The sequence below is a fragment of the Thermosporothrix hazakensis genome, from assembly GCF_003253565.1.
GTDB lineage: Bacteria > Chloroflexota > Ktedonobacteria > Ktedonobacterales > Ktedonobacteraceae > Thermosporothrix > Thermosporothrix hazakensis.
Window position 1 is genome coordinate 37,967 of record NZ_QKUF01000017.1, and the last position, 22,441, is coordinate 60,407.

15 protein-coding genes are annotated in these 22,441 nt (G+C 54.4%); 8 read left to right on the forward strand and 7 right to left on the reverse strand.

The genetic code is table 11. From position 1 onward, the window contains the following. The first annotated feature begins 26 nt into the window (after nucleotides 1-26). On the forward strand, nucleotides 27-2,084 hold the full coding sequence (locus tag EI42_RS20375; protein WP_170142780.1) for a pectinesterase family protein: 2,058 nt from the start codon (nucleotides 27-29) through the stop codon (nucleotides 2,082-2,084). Nucleotides 2,085-2,129: 45 nt separating this feature from the next. Here EI42_RS20375 and EI42_RS20380 read toward each other — a convergent pair whose 3' ends face one another. The 3 genes from EI42_RS20380 to EI42_RS20390 form a co-directional block, all read right to left on the reverse strand. Further along, a complete protein-coding gene (locus tag EI42_RS20380) occupies nucleotides 2,130-3,125 on the reverse strand; it encodes a Gfo/Idh/MocA family protein (RefSeq protein WP_111324481.1) in 996 nt (331 codons plus the stop codon). Between the two features lie 67 nt (nucleotides 3,126-3,192). After that, on the reverse strand, nucleotides 3,193-4,188 hold the full coding sequence (locus EI42_RS20385) for a helix-turn-helix transcriptional regulator (protein ID WP_249033470.1): 996 nt from the start codon (nucleotides 4,186-4,188) through the stop codon (nucleotides 3,193-3,195). Between the two features lie 19 nt (nucleotides 4,189-4,207). After that, nucleotides 4,208-5,227 (reverse strand): Gfo/Idh/MocA family protein, encoded by a 1,020-nt coding sequence (locus EI42_RS20390; RefSeq protein ID WP_111324483.1) that lies wholly within the window; start codon nucleotides 5,225-5,227, stop codon nucleotides 4,208-4,210. A 267-nt stretch (nucleotides 5,228-5,494) separates the two neighbouring features. Between EI42_RS20390 and EI42_RS20395 the strand changes: the two genes are divergently transcribed. The 4 genes from EI42_RS20395 to EI42_RS20410 all read left to right on the forward strand — a co-directional run bounded on the left by EI42_RS20395 (nucleotide 5,495) and on the right by EI42_RS20410 (nucleotide 11,757). Then, the gene (locus tag EI42_RS20395; protein WP_111324484.1) at nucleotides 5,495-7,147 is read left to right on the forward strand and encodes an acetolactate synthase; all 1,653 of its coding nucleotides are present in this window, start codon (nucleotides 5,495-5,497) and stop codon (nucleotides 7,145-7,147) included. Between the two features lie 245 nt (nucleotides 7,148-7,392). Continuing rightward, on the forward strand, nucleotides 7,393-10,194 hold the full coding sequence (locus EI42_RS20400) for a BACON domain-containing protein (protein WP_111324485.1): 2,802 nt from the start codon (nucleotides 7,393-7,395) through the stop codon (nucleotides 10,192-10,194). A gap of 45 nt (nucleotides 10,195-10,239) precedes the next feature. Further along, nucleotides 10,240-10,845 (forward strand): SMC-Scp complex subunit ScpB, encoded by a 606-nt coding sequence (scpB, locus tag EI42_RS20405; protein ID WP_111324486.1) that lies wholly within the window; start codon nucleotides 10,240-10,242, stop codon nucleotides 10,843-10,845. 36 nt (nucleotides 10,846-10,881) lie between these two features. Beyond that, nucleotides 10,882-11,757, forward strand: coding sequence for a deoxyribonuclease IV (locus EI42_RS20410; protein ID WP_111324487.1), 876 nt, complete (start codon nucleotides 10,882-10,884; stop codon nucleotides 11,755-11,757). Nucleotides 11,758-11,791: 34 nt separating this feature from the next. On the opposite strand, the gene yjjX is transcribed toward EI42_RS20410, so the two are convergent. Further along, on the reverse strand, nucleotides 11,792-12,322 hold the full coding sequence (gene yjjX / locus EI42_RS20415) for an inosine/xanthosine triphosphatase (protein ID WP_170142781.1): 531 nt from the start codon (nucleotides 12,320-12,322) through the stop codon (nucleotides 11,792-11,794). A gap of 421 nt (nucleotides 12,323-12,743) precedes the next feature. Between yjjX and EI42_RS20420 the strand changes: the two genes are divergently transcribed. After that, a complete protein-coding gene (locus EI42_RS20420) occupies nucleotides 12,744-13,034 on the forward strand; it encodes a hypothetical protein (RefSeq protein WP_111324489.1) in 291 nt (96 codons plus the stop codon). A 302-nt stretch (nucleotides 13,035-13,336) separates the two neighbouring features. Here EI42_RS20420 and EI42_RS20425 read toward each other — a convergent pair whose 3' ends face one another. Further along, nucleotides 13,337-14,500 (reverse strand): FtsK/SpoIIIE domain-containing protein, encoded by a 1,164-nt coding sequence (locus EI42_RS20425; RefSeq protein WP_111324490.1) that lies wholly within the window; start codon nucleotides 14,498-14,500, stop codon nucleotides 13,337-13,339. Beyond that, a complete protein-coding gene (locus EI42_RS20430; RefSeq protein ID WP_111324491.1) occupies nucleotides 14,501-16,918 on the reverse strand; it encodes an FtsK/SpoIIIE domain-containing protein in 2,418 nt (805 codons plus the stop codon). Between the two features lie 553 nt (nucleotides 16,919-17,471). Between EI42_RS20430 and clpB the strand changes: the two genes are divergently transcribed. Both clpB and EI42_RS20440 read left to right on the forward strand, forming a co-directional pair. Beyond that, the gene (gene clpB, locus EI42_RS20435; RefSeq protein WP_111324492.1) at nucleotides 17,472-20,069 is read left to right on the forward strand and encodes an ATP-dependent chaperone ClpB; all 2,598 of its coding nucleotides are present in this window, start codon (nucleotides 17,472-17,474) and stop codon (nucleotides 20,067-20,069) included. A 68-nt stretch (nucleotides 20,070-20,137) separates the two neighbouring features. Further along, complete coding sequence (locus EI42_RS20440; RefSeq protein WP_111324493.1) at nucleotides 20,138-21,487, forward strand: helix-turn-helix transcriptional regulator; 1,350 nt, start codon at nucleotides 20,138-20,140, stop codon at nucleotides 21,485-21,487. An 8-nt stretch (nucleotides 21,488-21,495) separates the two neighbouring features. Here the strand turns inward: EI42_RS20440 and EI42_RS20445 are convergent, their stop codons facing one another. Next, nucleotides 21,496-22,407 carry a glucosaminidase domain-containing protein gene (locus EI42_RS20445; protein WP_111324494.1) on the reverse strand — a complete coding sequence of 304 codons (912 nt, stop codon included), beginning with the start codon at nucleotides 22,405-22,407 and terminating at the stop codon, nucleotides 21,496-21,498. Nucleotides 22,408-22,441 lie beyond the last annotated feature (34 nt).

The window sequence follows — 22,441 nt, forward strand, 5'->3', positions numbered from 1 at the left end:
GAATAACCGTCCCAATGGAGCAAGGAATGCAACAGGTACGATTTTGCCCGCATTGTGGTGCCACGGTACAACGGGTCAATGCTCGCTTTTGTGAAACCTGTCACCAATCTCTCTATGTTACCCCGACTCTTTCTCTGGCAGGCGCTCTGCCGCAGGGCTTTGTACTGAAGCAGCGCTATCAGCTTGAGGGGAAACTGGGAGAGGGCGGGTTTGCAGCCGTCTACAAGGCGCGTGATCTTGTGCTCAGTAACGCATGGAGAGCGATCAAGGAAATGTGTTCCCAGGGACAGGGAACCGACACGCGTGAAATTCGTCTGGCCGCCGATGCCTTTAAACAGGAAGCAACGTTGCTGGCTGGACTGATGCATCCCAACTTACCCCGGATCTATGATCATTTTGAGGAACAGGGTCACTGGTTCCTGGTGATGGACTATATCGAGGGCGAGACGCTTGAAAAATATTTGAGTCGTATGCCTGATCGAAAGCTCCCTCCGGAAACCGTTCTCCCCCTCGCGATCCAGCTCAGCACGGTTCTTGGCTACCTGCACAGTCAGCAGCCTCCCATTATTTTTCGTGATGTCAAGCCAGCAAATATTATGTTGACCGCGGATGGTCATCTCTATCTGATTGATTTTGGCATTGCGCGTCTCTTCAAGACCGACCAGGCCAGGGATACCATCGCGCTTGGTTCTCCCGGTTACGCGGCTCCTGAACAATATGGCAAAGCACAGACGGGCCCCCAGGCCGATATTTATGGGCTTGGCGCAACATTACATCACCTGCTCAGCGGGCGTGATCCAAGCGAAGAGCCTTTCCGGTTCCCGCCCTTACATTTGTCATCTCGCTGGCGGGGCCTGGAATATCTCATTGTCTGGATGGTTTCGGTTCGGCAAGAGGATCGACCGGCCAGCATGCAGGAGGTCAGGCAGGAATGTGAACGGCTGATGATGCAGGCCGGGATGAGTGCAGGACCACTTCCGGCATACGCACCGCTGTCTGTGGCACGCCCTCGGGTCGTTGTCGCAAAAGATGGGAGTGGAGACTTTCAAAGTATTCAGGAGGCGCTTGCCAGTGTCAGCGCCGGAACCCGGATCTGTATCAGGCCCGGTATCTATCAGGAAGCGCTTGTATTGAACAAGGAGGTGGAGCTTGTTGGCGAGGGCATAGCAGAGCAGGTGATCCTCTCAAATCAATATACAAGCTGTATTCGTGTGCGCACGTCCCGGGCGACGGTCAAAAACCTGACCATTCGAGGCGAGGCCAGCGAGGCAGCTATAGAGGTGGGTCAGGGCGTGTTGCATCTGGAATATTGTGATCTCTCCGCCACAGTGTATACCGCGCTGGAGGTGGAGGGGCAGGATGCCAGAGTTGTGCTGCGACGCTGTAAAGTCCATAACGGAGGCTGGAAGGGCGTGGTGCTCTATAACTATGCTCGCGGTCGGCTTGAGGATTGCGACATCTACCAGAACGAGCAGGCAGGGCTCTCGATCTGGATGCATGCCGGCCTTGAACTCAAAAACTGTCGTGTGCATGAGTGCGCTGGAAATGGAATTGAGATCAGCGAGCAGAGCTTTTGCATGATTGAGAATTGCGAGTTTTTTCAAAACGATCTGCTCGATGTAATTGCTGAGCTGGATGGTAAGGTAGAGATCAAGGGGAGCCGCCTGCACGCGAGCGCTTCAGGGATCGTGATACGCGATCAAGGCGAAGGCGTGATTGAGAACTGCGAGGTCTATGGTCACGCCTTAGACGAGATACGAGTGTGCTGGGGCGGCAAGTTGACTGCTCGGGAAAGCCGTTTCTACGAGGGGAAACAGTGCGGTTTGCGGGTGCATGCTGGAGGAAGCGCCAGTCTTTCCGCTTGCCGGATTTATGCCAATCAGCACAAGGGCATTGATGTGGCCTTTGAGAGCAGCGCTGAGATCAAAAACTGCTGGCTGTATGATGGCGGAAACGATGGTATCTGCATTCGGGAGGGTGGCACCGCCACGATTGAAGCCTGCTATTTTCGCGGCAATGCCTTGCAGCCGATTCGTGAGGAAGAGGGGAGCCATGTCTACAAGGAGGCGATCACCCTGGAATAGAGGGAGAGAAAACGAGCTTTTCGCCTTCTCTCCTGAACGTTCTGCTTAGATCTCGATGGTGCGCTTCTCTTTGGCCGAGCGATAGGCTCCGAGAATAATCTTCAAGACGTTGATTCCGTCTTCCTCGTTGTTGATCGGGCGGCGGTTCTCTTTCAAGCAGTCTACGAAATCAGCAATTTCCGCGTCAAAGGTGCTGATCGTTGGCTGCTTGACCGTAATGGTTTCAGGGGGATTGCTCATGCGCATTTTGTAGGTGACGTCTTTCCCCTGACTGTAGACATAGCCGCGCTGTGCGACGATAGAGAACTTCTCGGTGTTGTCGCTTGGCTCATAGGCCCAACTGGTCACGATGTTACCGACAATGCCATTTTCAAAGCGGACCAGCACCTGAGCGGAGTCTTCGCCGTCCATAAAGTGCAGGCGATGGTTACTTAGCATTGCGGTGACCTCAACTGGCTTACTGTTTGCCAGATAGAGTAACAGGTATGTGGGGTGGTAGCCTGTATCGATAAGTTCGCCGCCACCAATGAACTCGCGGTTGGCACGCCAGCCAATTGTGCTCGGATCAAAGCTATGGTAGAACGAATCGGTGGTGCGAATCTCATAGACGTCACCCAATGTGCCACCCGCGACCATCCGCCGGGCATATTGCACCGCAGGCAGGAAAAGCTGATTGTGAGCGCACATCAGCGTTACCCCGTTATCGTCTACCGCTCGTTTCACTGCTTCGGCCTCATCGAGAGTGAGACAGAGCGGCTTTTCGCAGAGAATATGTTTGCCCGCGTTGGCGGCTGCCACAATCGCGTCTTTGTGCAGGTGATGAGGAAGGCAGATGTCCACTGCTGTGATGTCGGCCTTGTCCAGCATCTCCTTGAGATCCGTGAAGACGGTCGCGCCGCCTGCCAGTTCCGCACAGCGTCGAGCATTCTCTTCCACGACGTCACAGACTGCTGTAACCTGCGCGTCAGGAAGCTTGTTATACCCGTTGATGTGCGGGGTAGCAATTCCGCCACAACCAATGATGCCAATTTTAACTGTCATGCTGTTCTCCTCTCAAGATCAAGCCTGTAAGCGTTGATGCATTCCTTTTTGTGTGTCCTGATTTCATCTATTTTTGCCGCTGTTGCTCTCGATAATGGGCGGGTGTCACCCCCAAGTGCTTCTTAAACACATAGTGCAGATAGCTCCCGCTTGAGAAGCCATGAAGCGCGGCCAGTTCCTTAACGGTCAGATCCGTATGGGTGAGCGATAGACAGACCTGGGTCAGCCGATAGTGTTCCAGATAGCTGCTAAAGGTCTCATTCGCATACTCGCGAATTATTCGCTGTAGCTGGCGACTTCCGATGCGCAATTCGTCCGCGACCTCTTTCAGTGTCAGCGGGCTGGCGTAGTTATCGCGGATATACTGCGTTGCCAGTTGGTAGCGATAGGCGTTCATGTTGCGGGCGGGCAGCGTCGGCTGAAGGGACTGGTGAACCCGCGCAGCTCGAAGCAAAATCTGAATAATCGCCTGGCGAATGGTCGTAAACGCTCCAAACTCACGCTCTTGCCATGCCTGATAGGCCGTAAGAAACCAGTGCATCGCGTTATAGCTGTCCAGGGTTGGCGTGGCGGGCATTGCCTGGAGTTGTCGCATGCACGCATCAGCCTCCGCCATTTCCCACCGGTTACCCCAGTCCTCGGGGGTTTCCGGGCCATGCTCCGCTTCAAGCGGAACAATGTTGACATGCAAACAGAGCTCATACATCGGGTCTTGCTGGTCTGATATCTGCTGATGCAGGACCTGCGGCCCTGTCAGATAGAACATCCCTGTATGCAGCGGAAAGGAGCCTTCCTGTAAAAAGACGACTCCTTTTCCTCGTGGGATAAAGTGGAACTCATAATCCCGGTGCTTGTGATATGGGATGACATAGCCAGCAGGAAACGATATGAGATGGCAGCGGAGTACCTGGATGCCATAACGGCCCCAACGGAAACGCAGGTCAAGTCTATCAAGCGCGTCCGGTTCTTCCTGCATCTGAGCAAAGAGGAAGGAGCGCGGTTGTGAACTGCGTCCCGCTGGATACATAGTCTGCTCTTTTCGGATGGTACTCGCAGTGTTCACCGGATCTGGAAACCCTTCGTTAACGTGCCAGCTCGTCTAATACTATCGGTCGTTTCTGCTGCGCCGAGAGGTTAGATGCCTCCATAAGCGTAGTCAGGTCAAGCGCCATCTGGATATTCTCTGTGGCGGTTGTATTTTCCTGGATATGGGTGATCCATTGCGCGAACGGGCGCGGCTGATCTTCCGGTAGGTTGGTAATCACCTCCCAGTGCTTCCCGCCTTCAATCTTCGGGCTGCGCACATGCAACTCGCGTTCGGGCAGGCCATAGAGGATGCTTCCCTCTGTGCCATGAATTTCAATGCTGAAAGGGGAGAAGCGATTGACAAAACCAGCCTCTACAACGCCGATGGCCCCATCAGGATAGTGCAGCGTCGCGACCGCGTTATCTTCAACCTCGCGTCCGGTAACATAGCCATAGTGGGCGCTGACACTCTCTGGCATGCGGCCCATGAACAGGCGTGCCAGATACATCGGATGGCAGCCCAGATCAATCAGCGCTCCGCCTCCACACTGCTCTTTGCTAAAGAAGTGCGCGGGCAGCCAGCCATTGGGTGCTTGCTCTGTGGGAATCGCGCCATTATGAGAAAGGCGAGTGCGCACCAGCGTAATTTCACCGATCAGGTTGCGTTCTAATAGACCCAGAATCGCCCGGGTATAGCCGTCATAGAGCCGGGGCAGTGAGACGGTGAGCTTGACGCCAGCACGAGCCACTTCCTGGATAATCTCATTGCACTCATGCAGGGTAGTTGCGACCACTTTTTCGGTGAAGATGTGCTTTCCAGCCCGAGCGGCGGCCAGCATTACTTCACGGTGCATCGTAGTTGGCGTATCAATAATGACGCCGTCAATGTCGGGCTGAGACAGGAGTTCGTCGAGATCCTCATAGAATTTGACCCCGAGCCGCTCGGCCCATTGTCTTCCTCTTTCCGGTTGCTCGTCCCAGGCTGCAACAATTTCGACATCGGGATGTTTCTGCGCCTGAGTGGCATAGTCCTGGGCGTGAACATGCCAGAAACTGATCATCGCAACACGAATCATTGAGTAAAAAGCTCCTTTGAAATTGCGACCTAGCACAACAGTATACTACTCATTTTATATCGACGTACTGTCTATTACAATCCAGAGAGACGACAGGCTGTGTGCAATATTGCGACAAAGAGGGTTTTCTAAGGGATAAGGTGTCCTTGTTGTGAATTGTTAGCCCGCTAACACGCAAAGTCTCGCCTCGTGCGGTATCATGGTCAAAGAGAAGAGAAGATCGCCAGATTCGCGCTATACGCTTTCAATGATGAAAGGAGCTGATCTATGGCAATCATGCACGGGGGCTGGATTGTGGCGAAAGCCTTAAAGCGTGAGGGTGTGGAGGTCGTCTTCACCCTGAGCGGCGGGCATATCGCGGCCATCTATGATGGATGTGTGCGCGAAGGCATCCGAGTGGTGGATACCCGGCATGAACAAGCGGCGGTGCATGCCGCGGAAGGGTGGGCAAAGTGTACACGCAAGCCGGGGGTGGCGCTCCTGACGGCGGGCCCGGGCGTGACCAATGGTGTTACCGGAATCGCCAATGCCGCTCTTGCTGGAACTCCCCTGCTGGTGATAGGTGGCGCTGCTCCTCTTGATACGTGGGATCGCGGCGCGTTACAGGAGATGCCACAGCTTGATTTTCTGCGCCCCATGACCAAGTGGGCGCGAACGGTCCATGAAACCACCCGTCTCGGAGAGTATGTGGCAACGGCCTTTCGACAGATGGTGAACGGGAAACCCGGTCCCGTGTTTCTGGAAATGCCGATGAACGTTCTCAATCGACTATTTGACACTGAGAATGAGCCCTATGTTGATTCAGGTGATCCCGCAGTGTATCGCCCGGCCTGTCGTGCAAGGCCCGAGCAAGCCGCTATCGAGCGTGCAGCGACACTGCTGGAAAAGGCGCAAAAGCCGGTGATTATGGCAGGTTCTGCGGTCTGGTGGTGCGATGCCGCCGACCAGTTACGCGCTTTTGCCGAAAAGGCACAGGCTCCAGTATTTCTGAACGGCGCGGGACGTGGCTGCCTCCCTCCTGACCATCCGCTCTTTTTCAATGCAGTTCGACGGAAGGCGCTGGAAAACGCTGACCTGATTGTGGCGATTGGCACGCGCATGGACTTTCGTCTGAACCACGGGCAGCCGCCATTAATTCCCCGGGACGCTCGTTTTATCTGGCTTGATCTGGCGGGCGAAGATATCGGGGTCAATCGGGGTGCTGATGTGGGGCTGGTGGGAGATGTGGCGCTCAGTCTGCGGGAGCTGACAGGAGCGATCACCCCCTTACAGCAGAGGACATGGCTTGCTTCTCTGCGCGAACAGGAACAGCAGGCACGTGAACGTGAGAGCGCCGCGCTCAACTCCGATGCCGTCCCTATTCATCCGCTGCGCTTCTGCCGCGAGATTCGCGATTTCCTCGATGATCGAACAACCGTGATTGGCGATGGTGGTGATATTGTCAGCTATGCTGCCCGGGTGATTCAGGTATCGCGTCCCGGTTACTGGCTGGATGCCGGCCCAATGGGCTGTCTGGGCACCGGCACAGGCTATGCTATGGCGGCGCAACTGGCACGGCCCACTGAAAAGGTACTGATTATCCACGGCGATGGCGCTTTCGGTTTTCATGGTATGGAATTTGAAAGTATGGTCCGGCAACGCTTGCCAGTTGTCACCGTGATCGGCAATGATGGTGCATGGAGCCAGATCAAGCATCCTCAAAAGGCGTTGATCGGGCATACCACGGCTGCGGAACTGGCTCCGGGAATTCGGTATGATAAGCTTGTTGAGGCGCTTGGTGGTTATGGAGAGCTGGTAGAGCGTCCGCAAGATATTCGTCCGGCTCTAGAGCGGGCTTTTGCCTCCGGTCGTCCTGCCTGCGTTAATGTGTTGATTGACCCTGAGAAGCCCTATGGGCGTTCAACACAAGTCGCTGTATAGCGAACGGTTCGGGAGGAAGCTACTTCATGCCGCTTCCTCCTTTTCTTCTGCCTTCCTCTAAACACCCCTACCAATGCACGCTACAAAGAAAGAGAGATGGAGCATGTATGTTGACAGGTTTCAATGCGCTCACGTACAATGGGTGATGAGACTGTAAATGTGTTGAAAACGCCTATTTCCCGCGTAATGAAAAATTGAAATAGATATTTGCTTGAATGTTATGGAAGCAGGGAGATACCTCCTTCATGATGGGAACGTATTGTCCGCATTGCGCTAATGAGATCTCCGCTGTGATGGGCCGTTGCCTTGTTTGCGGAAGCGAGATTGAAAAGGTTGAGCGGCAAAAAGAGGCTTTCGTACTGGAGGAGGCTCCGACGCTTCATCTGGACGATATTGCCTCTCTGGCAGATCTTGCTGAAGTCCCGACCGAGATTATTGCTCGTCCCGGTGCTGAAGAGACATCAGCAGGAAAGCGCCGTATCACTGCATACCTGGCAGATGATCCGCTCTTGCCCGATACAAATATTGATATTTCGGCGATTGGCGGGACGTGGCATAAAGAGGTGAAGCCTTCTCCGAACCGGGCTCAGGCTACTTATCCGCCACGGCCAACATCTGCGCCTTTTGAAAAAGGACCGTTTCGCCCGCACTGGTACCAGCATTTCCGTCCCGGTCTGTTCGCGTGGATCAGCTTTGTGTTGATGATTATGCTGGTGCTTGGAGGCGCTTTCGGGATCTTTATTGCATTGGGACAGGGAACTGCGAACACGTCTGATCCCGGGGGGCTGACGCTCCAGATCACGCCCGGGCGTGTGGCGGTTGGAGCAACCATTACCCTGCGTGGTACACGTTTTACGCCAAATGGGCGCATTGCTCTGTCACGTGATACCCACATCCCGCTTGTGGATACTTCGGGCGAAAGTACGATTCAGGCCGATGCACAGGGGAATTTCACGGACACCGTGGTGATTACCTCCGATTGGAAGGGGGGAACGCATGTTGTCAATGCTGAGGATGCACAGACGCATAAGATGGCGACGTTCCCGGTTATTGTGTCTGGTAAGGGGAGCTCCGCCGGTCCTGCGCACCTGAATCTCTCGGTTGATACGCTGGATATGGGGGCCGAGGATGCCCTGACCAACACGACGCGTACCATTTCACTGCTGAATACTGGTGGCGGCCAGATTACCTGGAAAGGACAGAGCAAGCAAAAGTGGTTGCTTGTCTCGCCGAGTAGCGGGATGTTCGCCAGCGGCCAGAGCGCACGCATTACAATTGCGGTCGATCGTTCTGAATTGGAGGCGGGCAAGTATCAGGGAGAGTTGACCTTTACCTCAAATGCCGGAACCGTGGTGCTTCCCGTCAAAATGGAGGTGCTTCCTGTCGCGACCACGAATAGCGGGAAGATGGAGCTGTCTCCGGTTCTCCTCTCGTTCTCTGCTACCGATGGCGGCCCCTCACCGGCTCCTCAGCAGATCACGCTCAGCAATGCTGGCCTGTCGGCGTTCTCCTGGACCGCGCACTCGGATGCGAACTGGTTGAGTGTTTCACCGCAGACACGTACGCTCTACAGTGGCGAAAGCATGTCACTCAAAGTGGCGGTCAATACCACGACGCTGCTTCCGGGGACTTATCACGGGACAATACGGTTTATTGCGGCGGAGAACCTACCCGGTTCCCCACAGATACTTAATGTGACGGTCACGGTTCTGCCGCGCTGTAACCTTGAGATCAATCCTGCACTGCTCTCGTTTGATAGCATTCTATATGAGGATGCACCCGCAAAGCAGACGCTTACGTTGGGTGGCTCTACTGGCTGTTCTGCCCCACTTGACTGGAAGATCAGCAGCAGCGCGAAATGGCTGACGTTTGATCGGGCCAGCGGTTCGACAAAGGATTATAAGACGGTTGGTATTGGCGTGAACACAAAGGGAATGCAGCCCGGTACCTATGAGGGTGAGCTGTTGTTCCACACCGCGGCGGGAACGCGTGCGGTTCCGGTCACACTCACGATCAGACTGGGCTCGACTCCTGCAATGGAGGTATCACCTCAGCAGATCGCGGTCAGCGCAATCTGGGGTGCAGGAAACACGGAAACGGTCCCGTTGACGATTACCAATACCGGTGGCGGGGTGTTGCATTGGAACGCCAGCGCCAGTTCTGGTGTCTGGATGACGCTTTCTCAGACCTCGGGCACGTTAGAGGCCGGGCAGTCTATAAGCATTCGCGTCAGTGCCAGCACCAGCGCCATTGAGCAGCCCGGAACGTATGAGGACAGTATCACCATTACCGCAACCGATCAGGCCGGGAAGGCCATCAAGGATGCGATGACGGTGCCGGTCAGCTTTGAGGTTCAGGCTCCTTGCAGTATCACCGCCACACCTTCTACGATTGCCTTTGAGCAGGGGGCCAATGGCTCGACAACGCTGACCCTGACGCTGAGCGAAGCCGGAAGCTGTGCCAATCCATTGCGCTGGACCGCGCAGGCAAGCGGGAAGTGGCTCTCTGTTACGCCGTCCAGCGGGCAACTGAGCCCTGATGCTGCCGCTGTTTTGAATGTCACGGCTTCATCGACCGGTTTAGATGCAGGTACCTATCAAGGAAATATCCTGCTCAGCGCAGTTGATAGCGTAACCGAAATGCCGGTCGGAACGGCGCTCAACGTCGCTGTTTCGCTGAATGTGCAGGCTCTTTGCACGCTGCAAGCACCGCAGCCCGGTTCGCTCTCGTTCTTGATCAATCAAGGCTCAAATGTGGAGCCGCGGATGCTCTCAATCGCGCTGAGTAGTGGCTGCAACTCGGTAACGGTAAACTCACATGTGACTCCTGAGGTGAACTGGCTCTCCGTCTCTCCTGAACAGGTTCAGGCAACGGAGAGCGGGGCCTTTTTCACTGTCTCGTTTACCACTGCGACCTTGCCCCCTGGTACCTATACTACAACGCTTCTGCTGCAAGGAGCAGGGGGCGAGCAACAGGTTCCTGTTGTGCTGGTTGTGGTAGCGTTGCCTACCCCTACCATTACTCTTCCTTCTCCTACTCTTCTCTAAACATCTTCGCAGGGTAATCTCTGCTGTGATATACTTGGCTCACATATGGAAACGCGAGCGCTGAACGAGAAACATCAACCTGTGGTGCCGGATAAGAGAACTCTAGGCGCGATTATCGAAAGCCTGCTTTTTGTCTCGGGCAGGCCACTACAGCGAGCGGAATTGCGCAAGCTCCTGGATATCAATGACACACGTTTACAGGCTGCTTTACAGGCACTGGAAACCGATCTACTCCAGCACAAAAGGGGACTCCGCTTGCAGCAAATGGGCGAGCAGGTGCAGCTTGTTACTGCTCCCGAACACTCAAAGTATGTAGCTGCGTTGCTTGGTTTGCCGTTGTCCGCGAAATTGACGACGGCCGCCCTGGAAACGCTTGCGGTGGTGGCTTATCGCCAGCCCATTACACGGAGCCAGATTGAGGCGATTCGCGGGGTGAACAGTGATCGGGCTCTGGCCAGCCTGCTACAACATGGTCTGGTAGAAGAGGTGGGACGCGCTCCAACCCTGGGCCGTCCAGCTCTGTTTGCGACCACTGCTGAGTTTTTACAGCAATTTGGCTTGACCAGCCTGGAAGAGCTGCCTCATGTGCAGCTAAGGGTGCAACAGACAGCAGAGGATGAAACGCGCTCGAGTGTGTCACCGCCGGGATAGGGTGGCGCGAGAAGAGAACGAGAGGAGCCTGGTGTTATGCGTATAGGGCGACATATGCCCACTAATTCAAAGCCGGTACAGGCGGCTGAAATAGCCCATCGGATTGGTTGCAATGCCATTCAGATCTTCGCGAGTAACCCGACCGGGTGGAAGCCCCCCGCACTTGATCCCGAGGGGAGCCAGGCGTTTGCTGCTGCGACGCGAATGCTGGATCTCGACCCGGTTGTCTTGCATGCCCCATACCTGATTAATCTGGGGTCATCGGACGCGACAAACCGAGAAAAATCGATCTCCCTGTTGTCCTGGACGCTACAACGTGGGGAACTACTGGGGGCGAAGTATGTGGTTTTTCATACGGGTAGCCATCGGGGCGCAGGCGTTGAGGCTGGTCTGCGTCTGATCGCGGATGGTATCACAGCGGTGATGGAGCAGACGCCGGAGAGCGTGATGCTGCTGCTAGAAAATGATGTCGGGGCCGGGCACTCCGTCGGGAGTCGCTTTGAGAATCTGGCGGCTATTCTGGAGATGTTGCCACAGTATCAGCAACGGTTGGGCGTCTGTCTTGATACCGCTCATCTCTGGGGAGCAGGCTTTGATATTGGCACCCCAGAAGGCAGCACCCGGGTGCTACAGCATTTTCAGGAGACTGTCGGCCTGCATAGGCTGAAAGTGCTCCACTTGAATGATACGCTCAAAGCATTGGGAAGCCATCGCGATGTACATGCTCGTCTGGGCGAAGGGATTATCGGTGAGGCCGGTTTGCGAACTCTGCTAACAGATCCGCGTCTGGCCCATGTGGCGGTGTTGATGGAGACCCCGATCAAGAAGGACGAACATGAGAAAGAGGATTGGACGCATGACGCAACACAGATCGCGAAGGCGAAGAGCCTGTGCCTGCCGCTAAGTGTCTGATGAGGAGAGGTCGGAACCGGGGTTCCGGCCTCCATTAAAACAGTTCAGGGCTGAGAAAACGGGCTAGAGCTGAAAGCACTCCTTGTGTGTAGCCTGTGGTCCGGGTCACCGCGTTTTGCGTCAGCAGGCCGAAATAGCCATCGCCTTGCTTGCTGTTCTCCTGATGAAAGAGCCGATCACAGATATCGCCCAGTTCCATACCTTCCTGAATAAAGCGCATCACACTCTCCGGAGTTGCCATTGCGATCGTGGCGCCGATGCCCTCACGGCCCACCGCGTCAATAACGACGATCCAGCCGGTATTAAACCATGCATCTCCGACCTGAAAGAGTCCGCCTTCCAGACCGACTCCATAGTCTGCCTTGAGGGTCTGTAATGCTTTACGGGCCCGGTTTCGTGCGCCGGTGATGCATTCCTCGTTGCTCATAGGCTGTGCCGACACATCTGATGTGACTGAAACACCTTCAATCTGCCATATGCTCTCAGGCCAGACCTGTTGAAAAGCCTGGTGCACTGCGGCAATTTTGACCGGGTTTGTAGAACCCACTGCGACGAATGTATTCACACGTTTCCTCCTGAGGTTATTAACCAGGTAGATTCTGTGGTGTTAAGGTCTTAAATGTCAATATCACCAGCCTGAGAAGTGGGTTTCTCGCGGCTCGTTTCGTGCCGGCACAAAGATAGATTTCTCTGTGCGGATTCTGAATGCCTGTTCGCTGGAGTCGGATTCATCAATGAATAAACTGTCATTCTAGGGAAAGGCGTTTTGTTTCATGATATATCAGGGTATTTCCTTGTAAAGAGGTGACGCCGCTATTACCATTAAAATATATTTAGCATGAGAAATTATGTCGAAAAACGTATTGACAATACTATAGCGCTCTGTTAAAGTAAGGTCAACGGAAATACGTAATCCGTTCACAATCGCGTTGATAGAAGCGAGAGTGTACTTTTATGATTTTTTGATTTGTAAGGAGAAAGTGGGAATGGCAGGTGCTTATAACATCGACGTCGAGAATTTGACCGTTCTGGTTTCGAGTCTCGCAAACGTCCAGGCCAACCTTTTGAATAATTTGAAGGATATTCAGGTCCTTTCCAATATTGCGAACAATGCTCTGTCCGGCAACAACATTCTTGGCGTCCAGGATACCCTGAATAGCTGGATCGTAACCCTGGGCAGCGTTGTTGACCAGATGGGTGGCGCACATAACGCGCTGAGCAGCCTGCTGGCCGACACCCAGGGACATATGAGCAAGCTCAATCAGTTGGGCGTCTAGTTGGTCCCTATGTGCTGAAACGCACTCTCATGTATCGCACAACGTTTAGCCCTGGAGGGGTCGTCTAACGAGATCCGTACAGGATCGCTCCCTCCGGGCTTACCGGTCCCTCCCATACCTTTTAGACGTGATTCATGTTGTTCTCTATGTCTCTTTTTGCTTACTTGCGAGCACAGAAAGCCGGGAGTAAAGGCTGAAAGATCAGGCGCATTCTCAATCGGATGAGCGATTCGTCCATGAGAATGGGCTTTTTTTTATTGGAAACGCCCGAGCGAGACTGACTCGTTCGGGCTCGCTGGCTCTTAGACTGACAGAGTTTGTTGCTGCTGCATTCTGGCAATCTTGCCAAGCTCATACTTCAGGATCTCATAGCGAATGTTCTCGGTTATACCTGCAATTGGCAAGGCCAGTTGAATCTGGTAGGTACGGCGGTCGGGCGTCAGCACCAATCCGCGACCCGGAATCGGATCAGGGATAATAGGTGGTCTCCCGAACAGGTCAAGCCGCTGTGATTCGTTCAGCAGCAGCCCGATTTTGGTACTGAATTTGCCCATCAGATCGGACGGGATCGTGCGAAAGTGGACCTCACCACTCGTAACCACCAGATACGCTCCGAGTGTGCGGGCTTCAGCAAAGCTATGTGCCAGCTTCCGTAGTGCGGTAATAGCCTGCAACCGTTCCACAAAGTTCTGATAGTGACAGATTACCAGCAGCAATTGGGGAACGCGGGTGTTGTTCTCCCAGAGGTGAGCCAGAGTGTTTTCTGTCCAGCGCAGGCCGGGGAATGTAGTACGCCGCTGTTGAAGCATATCCTGAAGTAGAGTGGCGAATTGGATAAGCTTGTCATCTGTGCTGCCATCGGTCCACAGCGGGACGCCCTGTTCGTTGCGGGCATGTGGCATCTCCTGAAAGCAGTCAAGCTCATGTAGAGGATCAATAATAGCGTAGCGCAGATAGTCGGGTGTAAAACAGGCGCTGAGCCAGAGGAGCAGGGTTTGTAAGGCCGTCGTTTTACCGCTATGTTGTGCGCCTGCCAGCAGAAGCGGGCCACCTGTCAGAGGCCCGGCGCTGCCGTGAAGGTCTACAAACAGGATCTCACGTTTTTGTTGTTCTGGCTTATCGACCAGTCCTAACGGGATCTGCATAGAGGGCTTGATCTCTTCCTGTGCGCGTTGGGTCAGAAACTCTCGAATGGTTGTAGGCATCACATAGTAGCGGTCCTGATTCTCTCCTACCAGCCGTTGCGTCGTCTTGTCGGGCCGAAAGAGGATCAGGGGATCAGGCGCCAGCGGCGAAGAGGGCGTTGGGAGCGGGTCAGGCCAGTAGTAGATGCCATCTTTTTGGGCATGGTCACGCGAATAGGCCTCGACAATTCGCTCAATAATGACCTCGGCGACGGTGGTCGTCTGGCGAAACGTTTCCAGATTACTTGTGACTGGTCTGGGTGATGGTTGAACCTGAAACATTTATGGCTTCTCCTTTGTGAGCTGAGCCAGTAGAATATCATTGGTCGGGTCCAGAGAGACATGTTTACCGCTTGGGGTGCGTGGCTGATGATAGAGCTGTTCAAGTGTGACCGGGATCGTGACGCGAGCTGCCTGGAAAAGATCAAGCTGATTATCTCCGTGGAGCAGATAGCCGCGCCCGGGAATACTGGCGGGCAGGTTTGCAGCATCGACGCGCCGAAGCACTTCGCGGCTATCTTCTGGAGATGCGCAGCGCAGGCACAGGCGGTACTGCACATAGTCGCGCACGCGTGTGGCGATAATGCCTTCGGGACGCTGCGCGGCAAGAAGGAGATGCATGCCAATTTCTCGACCAACGCGTGTAATGGTAAAGAGCTCGTCAAGGACAGAGTCGGTCCGTTTGAGCATCTCGGCGAACTCATCGATGATGATGACAAGGCGTGGCAGCGTTTTCCCCTCTTTTAGCTTGATTTCGCGTCGCGTCGCCTCTGCCCGTAACATGGTAATGAAGCGCTGAATGAGTGCCGGTGACGACACATTGGAGAGAAAGCCGATTGTATGCGGCAGATGGCGGAATGGCTCCAGAGCCAGTCCCGCTTTATAGTCGATTAACAGAAAGTTGACCTCGGTCGGACGGTATGCAATTGCCAGCGCCATCACAATCGTTTGCAGCAGTTCGCTCTTGCCTGAGCCAGTTTGGCCGATCAGCAGACCATGAGGTCCATCTTTCAGGAAGTCGAGATATTGCACCTCGTCGCCGATCTTGAGCCCGATCGGAATGCGCATGGTGGGCTTTTCATTACCCCGGCTATCGGTAGTATGGAACAGCGGATCACTCCAGCGGGAAAGCGGATCATAATGTGCCAGATCAAGCGGAGGCTCAAAGAGCATACGCAGATCGACCTGGGTGCGTAGTTCCAGCCGCTTGGTACTCATGGCCTTCAGCGGTTGCAGCCGTTGCGCGAAGTAGGTGAGCGCCTGCTGTGGCACACTATCCAGTTCGAGGCAGGCAACGGCAGGCGGTGGTGTCGGGCTCAACTCATGCAGAAGAGCCTGTGGTGTTTGTGTGTCTCCTTGAGGCGGGACATCGAGATCTATTATCAGCTTGCTGGTGGTGGGCACTTCTGCTCTGCTGGCATTCACGCTCAGCACAGAGACACCAAGCTGGGCCTGTGGCGTAAGGGCAAGAGTCATCTCGGGCCGCTTCAGAGGTGAGATAGAGAGATGCGGACGATAATCAACGGGTGTATTGGGAATCGTTGTCGTCAGGGGATGTCCTCCCTCGGGTTTCAGGACGGGCATCGCAAGTGTTGGCTGGTCAAGGTCGGTCTCGGGGTCAAAGTGATCTACGACGATGATCAAATGCGGTAAGATGGGCTGCTTCCCATCCCGTCGCGAGTCGCCAAGCAAGAGTTCACGTCGCCCGAGCTCTCGTGAGATCAGAGGCAACTGTTCAAGGACCTCGGCTGCACCAAATGCGACAGCACGTTTGCCCTCGTGCTCATCATTGTTCTCGCCAGATAAACGCGGATCGTATTGTATGGTATGGGGAAGCAGTGTTGCCCAGTGCCAGGCGTTTTCCTGTGAGCGCGGCGCGAGAATGATGATGCGAACATCTTCGGGCGAATGATGATAGGCAATTTGGCCGACCATTGCATGTAGCGCGTTGCGTGCTCTGGTCAGGCGTGCTTTTGAGCCGACCAGCGCAATAGGTCCCTGCTCCGGCAATGAGACCGTGAGCGGAACCATGACCTGCTTGTATTTCTCCTGAAGCTGTTGTGCATAGGCGTTCTGCTCTTCAAGCTGGCGATCAATATCGAGCCGATCATGATGCATGTTTCGATGAACCGAGAATGAGGCTGGACGTAATCCCATTCCGACCCGGACAGAAAGAAAATCGGGATCATCAGGGCGGCGCGCCCAGAGGCTGACATTCTGATCATCAAAGCGCTGCTCAATAAGCGGTCGAATGCTGAGTCCCTGATACCATTCGGGAGAGGCAGCGGGCAGAACAAAGGGTGGGTCCTGCTCAATACGTGCCTGACGCTCCTGTAATTGCAATGCCTGTAGTCGTTCCTCCGCCTCTTCCAGTTTGCGACGATAGGAGGCAAGATAGCGCTTGATCTGTCGCCGTGTGCCTATGAACTGGACTGAATAGGAAGTGAGCGTGCCCAGTGCCATCATGCCACTGATCGCCAGAAATGGCAGAAAGAGATACTGTGCTCGGCCATTGCTATTATTGGTGAGGATAAGTGCATATGTGCCGGTGCCTAAGAGGCTGAAGAGCACGGATGTCAGCATCGAAGGCTGTGGAGCCTGAGGTAACTGTGGCGGCGCTGGTAACTGTACTGTCTCTTGAGGGATCTCTGGCCAGATACGGGCCTTCCGCGATATAGTTGTTGGTTGCTGATAAGACATGGTGCTCCCCTCTTCAACGTTTCCACCATTAAAGCGTATTTGAACTTTTGGCTATAATAACAAACAGCTTTTTGTTTTGCAAGATACTATGAAAAGAGAGTAGAAAAGCACTATTGATCATTCATCTCTATAGTACCTTTATCATGCTATTGCCTGGATGGTTGCTCCCCTTGCTTGCTTATTCAACCATAAGCAGCTCATGAGAGGAAAGGGTGAGTGTGAAGTGAGCTTATACGGATGAGTCCGCTGGCTTCCTGGTAGGGCCTGCTTATTTCGGGGTGTCTGCTACCTCTGCTTGCGAAAAGCGTTGGCTGGTGCGTATATAACGAATAGATAAGGGTATATTTTGAGAGAAATTGCATTTCTCAGGAGGAAGGAGAAATGTACAATGATCCTCTGTAGGTCTTGCCCTGTCGTCTCGGGGGAATAACTACTCTGGCTCTTATGTTTACTTTGATAGAATATGACTCAAAGTTTCTGAGGGGTATTGACTCATGTCTAAGGTGCGTGTTGTTCTCCCCTTTCAGGCGGTTTACGAGGAAGGTGTTAACGTATGAAGATTGAGCGTTTTACTGATAAAGCACGTGAGGCGATCTATGAGGCGTCAGAGATGGCGCGAACCCGGCATCATGCACAGATCGAGCCAGAACACCTGTTAGCCGCTCTTCTGACGCAGGAGGGTGGCGTTGTGCCGCAGATTGTGCAGAAGGCGGGTGGCAGCGTTCAGTCAGTTCAGCAGGTGCTTGAGAAAGAGCTGAATAGCTTTGCGCGTGTGTATGGAGGCAGTGAGCCAAGCATCAGTCCGGGCTTGCGGAAAATCCTCGATGATGCCTGGATCGAGATGGGCAACTTCAAGGATGAGTACCTCAGCGTTGAGCATTTACTGCTGGCAATGTTCAATTCTGAGAGTGGCGCAAAACGCGCGTTGAGCGTCGCTGGTTTGACCCGGGATACTGTGTTACGGGCGTTGACGGCAATTCGTGGCTCGCAAAGAGTCACAGACCAGAACCCGGAAGGCAAATATCAGGCACTTGAGAAATACGGCCGGAATCTGACCGAACTCGCGCAGCAAGGAAAGCTTGATCCGGTTATCGGGCGTGATGAGGAGATCAGGCGTGTGATTCAGGTGTTGAGCCGTCGTACCAAGAATAACCCGGTCTTGATTGGTGAGCCAGGTGTTGGTAAAACAGCAATCGTCGAGGGTCTGGCACAGCGTATTGTGCGAGGTGACGTGCCCAAGACGCTGGCCGAAAAACAGGTCATTACACTGGATCTTGGGGCGCTGGTTGCGGGCGCAAAGTTCCGGGGAGAGTTTGAGGACCGGTTAAAGGCCGTGCTGAAGGAAGTAACCGGTTCAGAGGGCCGGATTATCCTCTTTATTGATGAGCTCCACACGCTGGTTGGCGCGGGCGCTGCTGAGGGCGCAATGGATGCTTCTAATATGCTCAAGCCAATGCTGGCGCGTGGTGAGCTGCATTGTATCGGCGCGACAACACTGGATGAGTACCGCAAACATATCGAGAAGGATGCCGCGCTTGAACGCCGCTTCCAGCCAGTGATGGTTGAGCCGCCAAGCGTTGAGGATACGATCAGTATTCTGCGCGGTCTCAAGCCACGATATGAAGTCCATCATGGAGTGCGGATTCAGGATAGCGCCCTCGTGGCTGCTGCTGTGCTCTCTGATCGCTATATCACTGAACGCTTCCTGCCAGATAAGGCAATCGACCTTGTTGATGAGGCGGCCAGTCTGCGTCGTGTTGAGCTGGATAGCACACCAATTGAGGTTGATTCGCTGGATCGGCGTATCCGGCAGTTACAGGTTGAGCAGGAGGCACTGAAAAAGGAAACCGATCCTGCCAGTCGCGAACGGCGTGAAAAACTTGACCGCGAGATTGCAAACCTGAGAGAACAGCTTCATACACTCAAGATGACGCTGGAGAAAGAGCGTGAGCCGGTTGACGAGCTACGCCGCTTGAAGAAAGAGCTTGACGCGGCCCAGGTCGAGTATGAGCAGGCCGAACGCGCCTATGACTATGAAAAAATGGCCCGGTTGCGCTATGGCAAGATCAAGGATCTGCAAGAGCGCATTCAGGCAATGGAAGAGCGCCTCTCGGAGATTCATGGCAGCAAGAATCGCATGTTGAAGGAAGAGGTTGACGCCGATGATATCGCCGAGATTGTTGCGAAGTGGACCCACATCCCTGTCAGCAAACTGATGGAGTCCGAAGTACAGAAGTTGCTCCATATGGAAGATCGCCTGCGGCAACGGGTCGTAGGCCAGGAGCAGGCGCTAGAGGCCGTCTCTGACGCTATTCGCCGCTCACGGGCTGGCTTGCAGGACCCAAATCGTCCGCTGGCAAGCTTCCTGTTCCTGGGACCGACCGGCGTTGGTAAGACCGAGCTGGCGCGAGCGCTGGCAGAATTCATCTTTGATGATGAACATGCTCTCGTTCGTATCGACATGTCAGAGTACATGGAGAAGCATTCGGTTTCGCGCTTGATCGGCGCTCCTCCGGGCTACGTTGGTTATGAAGAGGGGGGCCAGTTAACCGAGGCCGTGCGGCGGCACCCGTACAGCGTGGTCCTGCTGGATGAGATCGAGAAGGCCGCACCTGAAGTGTTTAATGTCCTGCTTCAGTTGCTGGACGATGGACGATTAACCGACGGACAGGGGCGCACGGTCGACTTCAAGAACTGTATTGTGATTATGACCAGTAACGTCGGTACGTCCTGGCTACCACAATACGAGAAGCTCGACGAGGACCAGCTACAGCGAGAGGTGCGACAGCGCCTGCGAGAAGAGGGCTTCCGTCCTGAGTTTATCAACCGTATCGATGAGATTATTGTGTTCCATTCGATTGGACGCGAACAGGTCAAACATATTGTAGATATTCAGATCAATCGGCTGCGCCCGCGTCTGGCCGAGCGCCATGTGACGTTGCGTCTGACCGATGCCGCGAAGGATCTGCTGGCCCAGGAGGGCTATGATCCACAGTTTGGTGCACGACCACTCAAGCGCGTCATTCAGCGTGAGATCGAAAATAGAATCGCGCGTGGTCTGCTTGACGGCACCATTCGCGATGGCTCTGAGGTAGTGTTTGACGCCAGCGGAAACGAGCTGCAAATGAAAACGATGCAGCCCGCAGCATAAACAGTGTTGAGGTCCGGAGAGGGAAACTCTCCGGGCTTTGTTTCATGGACAGGGAATGAACACAAGGCATGTTTGAACAAGAGAAGCAAAGACCCTCTCCTATCGTGGTACGCGAACGCCTGTTGCAGATGCTGAACACGATGTTGCTTCAGATCAAGACTTTGCGTATGCAGACAGAGACCGCCACGATTCAAGCGGGATTAGGCGAGATCGAGCAAATGACACAGCAAGCTCTGCGTATAGTGCGACAGGCAACGGTGGAACTCGCATTGCCTGAGCTGGAACAGGTCTCGCTGGTCGAGGCTCTTTCCAACTTGATCGAGGAAACCGCGGAGGCCCATAGCCTCTCAAGCCGTATTTCTGTGACTGGAGATCAGAGCAAGGAGTTTTCCCCACTGGCGGGGCGCCTGCTTTATCTGGTAGCGTTGGAGGCGGTATATCTGGCGCTGACACATACCGATATTCATCGCCTGCGCCTGATCCTCACGTTTCGCCTGGATGATGTTTTGCTCAGTATTGAAGACGATGGATTGGATGCGCGCGCTCCCGAGGAAGCGCCTGCTCTGCCGTTGATGAGCATGGAGGCCGGAGAGCCGCGCGCAGGGGAGAGTCCAGTGCTGGTAGATCTTCGAGAGCGTCTTGAGCGTGTTCAGGGAAGTCTGGAAATACTGCATCTGCCCGAACGAGGGGTACGCGTGAGCGCGGCTGTGCCTTATGGTGCATGGGTCCCTGAGAGTGAGCCCACAGCGGACACTGCGAAGATGATTAGGGTGTTGCTGGTAGATGCCAGTTCTGTCATCAGTGCTGGTTTGCGGCATTTGCTGGAACCATACCCGGAGATTCGGATTGTCGGTCAGGCGTCAGATAGCGTCCAAGCGGTCAGCGAGACGCTGGAACTGGGACCACAGGTAGTCCTGCTGGATGCCTTCTTGCCCGATGAATCAAGTATTGAGGCTGTCCGCCAGATCAAGCTACTGAACCTGGATACCAGAATTCTCTTGCTGGCGACTGAGGGCCGTGAGGAGCAACTGTATGAGGTCTTGCGGGCGGGGGCCGACGGCTGTCTACTCAAAGATAGCACTTCTGAGGAACTGGCGCAGGGGATACGGAGCGTTGCCCGAGGCGAGGTGACGATTCAACCGCGTCTGGCCGGGCGGCTCCTCTCGCGGGTCAGCGAACAGGGAAGAACAGTTGCGCATGGGCAGAAGTTGACTGCCCGTGAGTTGGAAGTCTTGCAGTTGCTGGCGCTTGGGTTGCGCAACAAAGAGATTGCAAATCGGCTGTATGTGAGCGAGCGAACGGTGAACTTTCATCTGGCCAATATCTATCAGAAGCTAGGCGTCTCGGGGAGAACTGAGGCTCTGAGCAGGGCGATCGCGCTTGGACTGCTCAGAACCGGGCAAAATGGCGCAAAATAAGCGTTCGTTTATGGGCGCAATGTTCCGGCGCGCCAGGTATCGACCGAGTGCTTTACTGCGTTAATATACGCCTTCTCGTCATTGTTGTCGGCGCGAGGGGCATACGTTGGAATGATTTGATCAATGGTGGTTTTTCCCCATTGGGCGACATAGAGGTTACGGATAAGCGCATACCAGGCCTTGAAGCCTTCCTCCCAGCTCGGGAAACTGGCGTAGCCTCCGCGATCCTGATCGATACAATCATAGTTCGGAATACAGCGCAGGTTGCCCAGGGAATGTGTGACACGAGCTTCTCCCTGGGTGCCGAAGCCGCTTTCATGCAGGAAGAATGCAAGCGCATAGACCGGATCGATGCCATATTGTACACCCAGGTCGTACAGTGCTTTTCCCTTGCCTGCTGCCGGTGAACCATAATCTTGCAGCACTTTGTTGATAAAATCGGCGGTAATCGTTGGTTTCCCAAGCACAGAATAGGGGCCTGTCTGTTTGGGGAGCTCAACTTTCGGTTTGATGGGCTGCTTGGTCTGCCATGTATTGGCAAGCTCGCCACCAACCTGAATGTCGTAGACCTTACCGCCACTGTAGGGCAACAGCAGTGAGCCGTTTGAGCGCTGTGAGATACCAACGCCGATTAACACCCCGGTACCGACAATCACCATAATCAAACAGATGAGGAATACCCGAAGCCAGGGCAGGTGGCGTGCTAGAGGGGAGATCGCGGGTTTGCTGGCCGCGGGTCTGGAAACAGTAAAAGCGGTAGTGGTACGTGTCTGGATGGCTTCCAGATGGAGTTCATCCGTGTCCCGGAAATCCATGCCCGGTACCGCTTCGAGAAGACGGGTTGTGCGCCGAATTACGGGCTGGATATCTGTCATCTGAGTAACCGGGCGCTTCCGTTTGATATAATTGCCGCTTGCCATGAAAAACGCATTCTCCTTCTGGAAATTCTGTTCT

Bases quoted from the DNA above. Each gene is read 5' to 3' on its own strand.
- EI42_RS20425 (WP_111324490.1), bottom strand. From the start codon at position 14,500: ATGTTTCAGGTTCAACCATCACCCAGACCAGTCACAAGTAATCTGGAA.
- EI42_RS20395 (WP_111324484.1), top strand. From the start codon at position 5,495: ATGGCAATCATGCACGGGGGCTGGATTGTGGCGAAAGCCTTAAAGCGT.
- EI42_RS20420 (WP_111324489.1), top strand. From the start codon at position 12,744: ATGGCAGGTGCTTATAACATCGACGTCGAGAATTTGACCGTTCTGGTT.
- scpB (WP_111324486.1), top strand. From the start codon at position 10,240: ATGGAAACGCGAGCGCTGAACGAGAAACATCAACCTGTGGTGCCGGAT.
- clpB (WP_111324492.1), top strand. From the start codon at position 17,472: ATGAAGATTGAGCGTTTTACTGATAAAGCACGTGAGGCGATCTATGAG.
- EI42_RS20430 (WP_111324491.1), bottom strand. From the start codon at position 16,918: ATGTCTTATCAGCAACCAACAACTATATCGCGGAAGGCCCGTATCTGG.
- EI42_RS20445 (WP_111324494.1), bottom strand. From the start codon at position 22,407: ATGGCAAGCGGCAATTATATCAAACGGAAGCGCCCGGTTACTCAGATG.
- EI42_RS20375 (WP_170142780.1), top strand. From the start codon at position 27: ATGCAACAGGTACGATTTTGCCCGCATTGTGGTGCCACGGTACAACGG.
- EI42_RS20400 (WP_111324485.1), top strand. From the start codon at position 7,393: ATGATGGGAACGTATTGTCCGCATTGCGCTAATGAGATCTCCGCTGTG.
- EI42_RS20410 (WP_111324487.1), top strand. From the start codon at position 10,882: ATGCGTATAGGGCGACATATGCCCACTAATTCAAAGCCGGTACAGGCG.
- EI42_RS20440 (WP_111324493.1), top strand. From the start codon at position 20,138: ATGTTTGAACAAGAGAAGCAAAGACCCTCTCCTATCGTGGTACGCGAA.
- EI42_RS20380 (WP_111324481.1), bottom strand. From the start codon at position 3,125: ATGACAGTTAAAATTGGCATCATTGGTTGTGGCGGAATTGCTACCCCG.
- EI42_RS20390 (WP_111324483.1), bottom strand. From the start codon at position 5,227: ATGATTCGTGTTGCGATGATCAGTTTCTGGCATGTTCACGCCCAGGAC.